Consider the following 4263-nt stretch of genomic DNA (forward strand, 5'->3'; position numbering starts at 1 on the left):
ATACTGCTCGAGGATGTGCGCGCTGACGGGTGCCTGGTCCGTGGTTGGGAGGCATGACCCATGTCGCCGAACCGTTTCGCCCCGAAAACGCCTACCCGACCCAAGTTCGAAGAGGAACCTGTGCAATGACCCTGTTGCCCGTCCATACCGTCCGACGGCTCTACGAAGACCACACCCTCGATGTCATCGAAGATCTGATCGGTGGCGGCCCGTTCGACCAAGCGAGCAATCCGCTGGCCAGCCAGTATCTCGACCCGGAGGCTTGGCGCTCCATGCACAAAGGACCGATGATGCTCTCCGCGAATGCAAACCCGGAGACGGCTTGGGTCTTCGCCCGCGCGCTCGCATACGATCGCTACCTGCCGACCGTTGTCCTGTCCCGCGCCAAAAGCATGCGCCAGGCAAGCCACGGACCGGGACCTGTCGAAGTGGTCTATTTCCCGGACGCCATCGGCATCCTGCACCATGGCAACGGACGGACCAGCGATGAAGACACGCTGCCGACGGCCGAGGCAAGAATGTGCCTCGTGACGCGGGATATTGATCGCCCTCGGGACTTTCTGCGGCGCAATGACCCATTCGAGAAGACCGTATGGCGCTGGCTCGACCACCTGCATGCCGCGTCTGTGTGCTGCAAGGGCCTGACCCTCCCAAGGGTCGAAAACCTCGCGCGCGCCGCCGCGGCGGAACCGTTCGAGCTTGCGACGATCGCAGATTGAACCAAACGACACCGGAAAATTGTCGGGGAGCCACCTTCCCCGACAGAGAAGCACAAAGGAACAGACCATGGGAAACGACCGCAGATACAAGGGCCTCCTGCTCGACGAAGCGGATTTTGCCCTGCCACGCGACTGCGACATGGAGGTTTTGACCGAAGCCGTGGAAGACTATCTCGTGGCAGAGTTTAGCGATGAATTTGACCATCCATATCTCGAGATCATCGGAGTGGTTTCGGAAGGGCTGGGCGAGACGACGGCTTGCAGCTCAGACCGTGTGCGAGCGGTATGGGTCAAACCCGACATGCAGTTCCGGGATATATTTCTCGGGATGGCGACCGGGCTTGGCATTCCCGAACCCCTGGCGACCACCACCTTGAAGACGGGTCGCACGGATGGCATCGAGACGCATCTCGAAAACCGGATCAGGGCACATGTCGACGACCGCGACTATGACGGCGCCCAGAAGCTGATGGCGCACTTGCCAGGCCTCCGGTCGAGTGGCGTTCCGGGTGTGATAGAGGCCGGCGGCTTCGACACGCGTGGCGACGATGAGATCGTGGACTTCCGGGTCAACAACTACGGACCGGGACAACGGCTCCTCGCCGAGATCGCATTCGACTGGGGCCAGTAGGCTGATCCCTGAAAACTGATGCACGTCGTCCGTGTTCGGCCTCGGTTCATCAGGATCGGCCGTCGCGATAGACTATATGGGTCCCATCCAGATGGCGGGCACCCACGACGGTCAAAAAAAAAGCCGAGACAAGCTCGGCCGAAGTCCAACAGGGAGGATGGGTGCCTTTAGCCATGATCCGCCTCTTGCACCCAAGCCCAATGTATGCGCCGAGCATGTAATCCGCAAGGTCCTGACCATCGGACAAGGTGATTTAGTTATGTTCGCGTGAGCAAAAGGCAACGCACAAATGCGTCCGATTTGGTGAAACAGCTTGAGTACCCGCTTCAGCCTGCTGACCGGCAGCCCCTCCTTCGCTTCGCCGTTTCGAGTGCAAGCATCGACGATACTGCTTCATCCTCGCAAGAATGACGCTGGATGAGGAATTGGCCCCGCCACCCGAGCCAGCCCCACTCACGCACCACATCGACACCGCCGAAGAGATCAGGCTGCAGGCTCATGCGATAGAACCGCCGCATGTTGAGCGAGGGATCAATCCTCCTGAGCTCGACACTCGTCGGTATCGGCTCAAACTTCTCGACGATATGGAGCATATTGGGAGTCAGCTTCATGATTGCCACAATATCAGGTGGACAGCTATCTTTCCACTATGTTCTACTTCGGTTCGAAGCCAGCTCGGAATAAGACGAATGCTCGCTGAAGGCCGATTCCGTGGAAAAACGCCCGGTCGCGAGCGCAGAATATCGGCCACTTGAGAAGGCGCGAACGCCTTTTCTGTTGGGCTCTTCGCGATTTCTGCGGTGCAGGAAATATCTTGGCCAGTTTCCGAAGGTTCTGGGCGGTTGCGGCGAGGAGGAGGAATTTGCGCCGCATGGGCCGCGTAATCGGAGCCGGTTGAGGCCGAGGATCCGCTTGAGATGGGCAAAGAGCATCTCGACCTTCTTCCTCAGCTTCATTGAGATTACGTATTGCTCGGTTTTGGCTATTTCACGAGCGACCTGCCGGGCATCCTCATGTTCTTCACGGATGATCTTGCGCGCATCCGCGTTGGGGCAGCACTTTGCCTTCGATGGACAGGCCTGGCAGACCTCTTTCAGCGCTCGATAACGGGCAGTTCCCTTCCATGTAGGACCCCGGTTCGGGTCGGAATAGTTCCGGCGGAACTGCTTCAGCTCCTGACCCTCGGGGCAAATGTATTGGTTGTTCTCCGCATCCGATTCAAAGTCGGCGCGGGTCCATGTCCCGTCATTGCGCCCTGACTTGTCGAATACGGGAATGTGGCGCGCGATCTTGTGGTCGACCAGCCAGCCCAGCATTGACGCGGTGCCATAGGCGGTATCCGCGATGAGCCGCTCTGGATGAAGGTCGAACTTGGTCTTCACGCGCTCCAGCATGGTCTCGGTCGAACCGACCTCGGCCTGGCGGATCGATCTGGTAGCTCCAACATCCACGATGACGCCATGGTCGGTGTCGATCAGGTAATTGTCGGAATAGCTGAAGGATGCCGGGCCCTTACGGGCTGCCGTCCATTGGCTGGCCGGGTCGGAATGGGACGTGAACTTGGGCTGGGCCTCGCTGGCCGCGCCGAACGTTGCCTTGTCCAAAGTGTCGAGATACTCACGAACCGCCCTCGGCGCGTCGGTCGGATGGATCGCTGTCGCGTCCCACTCCTCCTTTCCGCAGGCCGTGGGCGATCGGTTGCACGCGGTCCGGACTGACAAATGCGCCGCACCCACTACAAGACGAAGTCTCCCTGCCCGAGCACGCCGAACCTCTGGACAAGGTGGAGGCCGCGGCGGATCTCCATACGCTGCAGGCACGCGTCCTTTTCGTCGGCTGTGGACCGGGCGCAGATTTTCAGGAGCGCGTGGTGAGGAATTTCGAAGTCCTCGCGCCGATCTTTCCCCTCCCAGTGTTCCTCGAGGTCGTCGAAACTGCCGGAAATCCAGAACATGCTGAAGCTCGCGAAGTGAACGGATTCGATCACCTCATGGCTTTCGAACCCGACGTCGCCGTATACCATACGGAACAGGTGCTCTTGCTGGAAGAATGTGGCGAGAACCTCCGACACCTGCGCCCGGCTGACCGGATCAAGATCCTCCATCCGACTCCTGTCTATCCATGGGCCGCGATGGCTGAGAACCGTCACCAGGCGGGAGCACGAATCATACCACGTGTTGCCGAGAGAATGCTTCAGCCAGAGCGCCACCGGAGCGGCAGGCCGGCGTGATCCCTCGATATCGCCGAGACTGGCCAGGAGCACATCCTGCGTGGTACGCGTGAAAACCGCGTCGGCCGACATCTGTTCGGGAGCGTAGTCCGGAAGGTCGTGCAGGAGATCGAAGGTCATGGCGGAGCCTTTCAGTATATAGGGGTTGCGCGGCGGGCACCCGGCGCTTCGCGGCCTGCCGCCGGGCGGAGGTGGACTTCATGAGAGAAGGATGGGCGTCCACAAATGCGCGCGGAAACGGTTCCTCCCATGAAGTCGCGCAATTGCCGCAACGTCAGTCTGGATCGCGGCAGATGAGGCCACCTGGATCGACTCCGTGCGCCTGATCGACAATGTCTTCGTTGCGGGCCCCCAGAGCGTCGAGAACCCGGAAGATCAACCGCTCGAGCTGGTTTGAGGGAGATAGGTGACGATAGGGCGGGGCCATTAGCGTTACCGCCGTGATCGGCTCTGTTGCACAAATCCGGTGAGGGATTCATCTCGTGAATTCAGAGTGGTAGCTGGGATGCATGAGCAGACCGACACCCCCAACCTACAGGACCAGGAACTGGCCAGCCTACAATGAAGCGCTCAAGCGCCGGGGCGCGCTGACGATCTGGTTCGACCAGGAGATGAGCTGGGATGCCGTGCCGACAGGCAGACGTGGCCGTCAGCAGACCTATAGCGATACCGCGATCCAGACG

At 60.1% G+C, this 4263-nt stretch carries 5 protein-coding genes and 1 pseudogene; 3 read left to right on the plus strand and 3 right to left on the minus strand.

All coding sequences use genetic code 11. The annotated features are described in order from the left end of the window. The first annotated feature begins 125 nt into the window (after positions 1 to 125). Positions 126 to 719 carry a hypothetical protein gene (locus ACU0FH_RS00475; protein ID WP_088636338.1) on the plus strand — a complete coding sequence of 198 codons (594 nt, stop codon included), beginning with the start codon at positions 126 to 128 and terminating at the stop codon, positions 717 to 719. A gap of 67 nt (positions 720 to 786) precedes the next feature. Next, complete coding sequence (locus ACU0FH_RS00480; protein ID WP_446192906.1) at positions 787 to 1350, plus strand: hypothetical protein; 564 nt, start codon at positions 787 to 789, stop codon at positions 1348 to 1350. A gap of 326 nt (positions 1351 to 1676) precedes the next feature. On the opposite strand, the gene ACU0FH_RS00485 is transcribed toward ACU0FH_RS00480, so the two are convergent. From ACU0FH_RS00485 to ACU0FH_RS00495, 3 genes and pseudogenes are all read right to left on the minus strand, one after another. After that, complete coding sequence (locus tag ACU0FH_RS00485) at positions 1677 to 1961, minus strand: WGR domain-containing protein (RefSeq protein WP_446192907.1); 285 nt, start codon at positions 1959 to 1961, stop codon at positions 1677 to 1679. Positions 1962 to 2130: 169 nt separating this feature from the next. Next, positions 2131 to 3035, minus strand: a pseudogene (locus tag ACU0FH_RS00490) (transposase); the annotation flags it as partial. A 50-nt stretch (positions 3036 to 3085) separates the two neighbouring features. Beyond that, positions 3086 to 3700 (minus strand): hypothetical protein, encoded by a 615-nt coding sequence (locus ACU0FH_RS00495; protein WP_088636326.1) that lies wholly within the window; start codon positions 3698 to 3700, stop codon positions 3086 to 3088. 389 nt (positions 3701 to 4089) lie between these two features. Here ACU0FH_RS00495 and ACU0FH_RS00500 point away from each other — a divergent pair. Continuing rightward, on the plus strand, positions 4090 to 4263 hold a 174-nt coding region (locus ACU0FH_RS00500), incomplete at its 3' end, for a transposase (RefSeq protein WP_446192908.1).

This window comes from Heliomarina sp. (assembly GCF_052826185.1).

Coding starts and splice junctions, on each gene's coding strand:
- ACU0FH_RS00480 (WP_446192906.1), top strand. CDS start 787: ATGGGAAACGACCGCAGATACAAGGGCCTCCTGCTCGACGAAGCGGAT.
- ACU0FH_RS00485 (WP_446192907.1), bottom strand. CDS start 1,961: ATGAAGCTGACTCCCAATATGCTCCATATCGTCGAGAAGTTTGAGCCG.
- ACU0FH_RS00475 (WP_088636338.1), top strand. CDS start 126: ATGACCCTGTTGCCCGTCCATACCGTCCGACGGCTCTACGAAGACCAC.
- ACU0FH_RS00495 (WP_088636326.1), bottom strand. CDS start 3,700: ATGACCTTCGATCTCCTGCACGACCTTCCGGACTACGCTCCCGAACAG.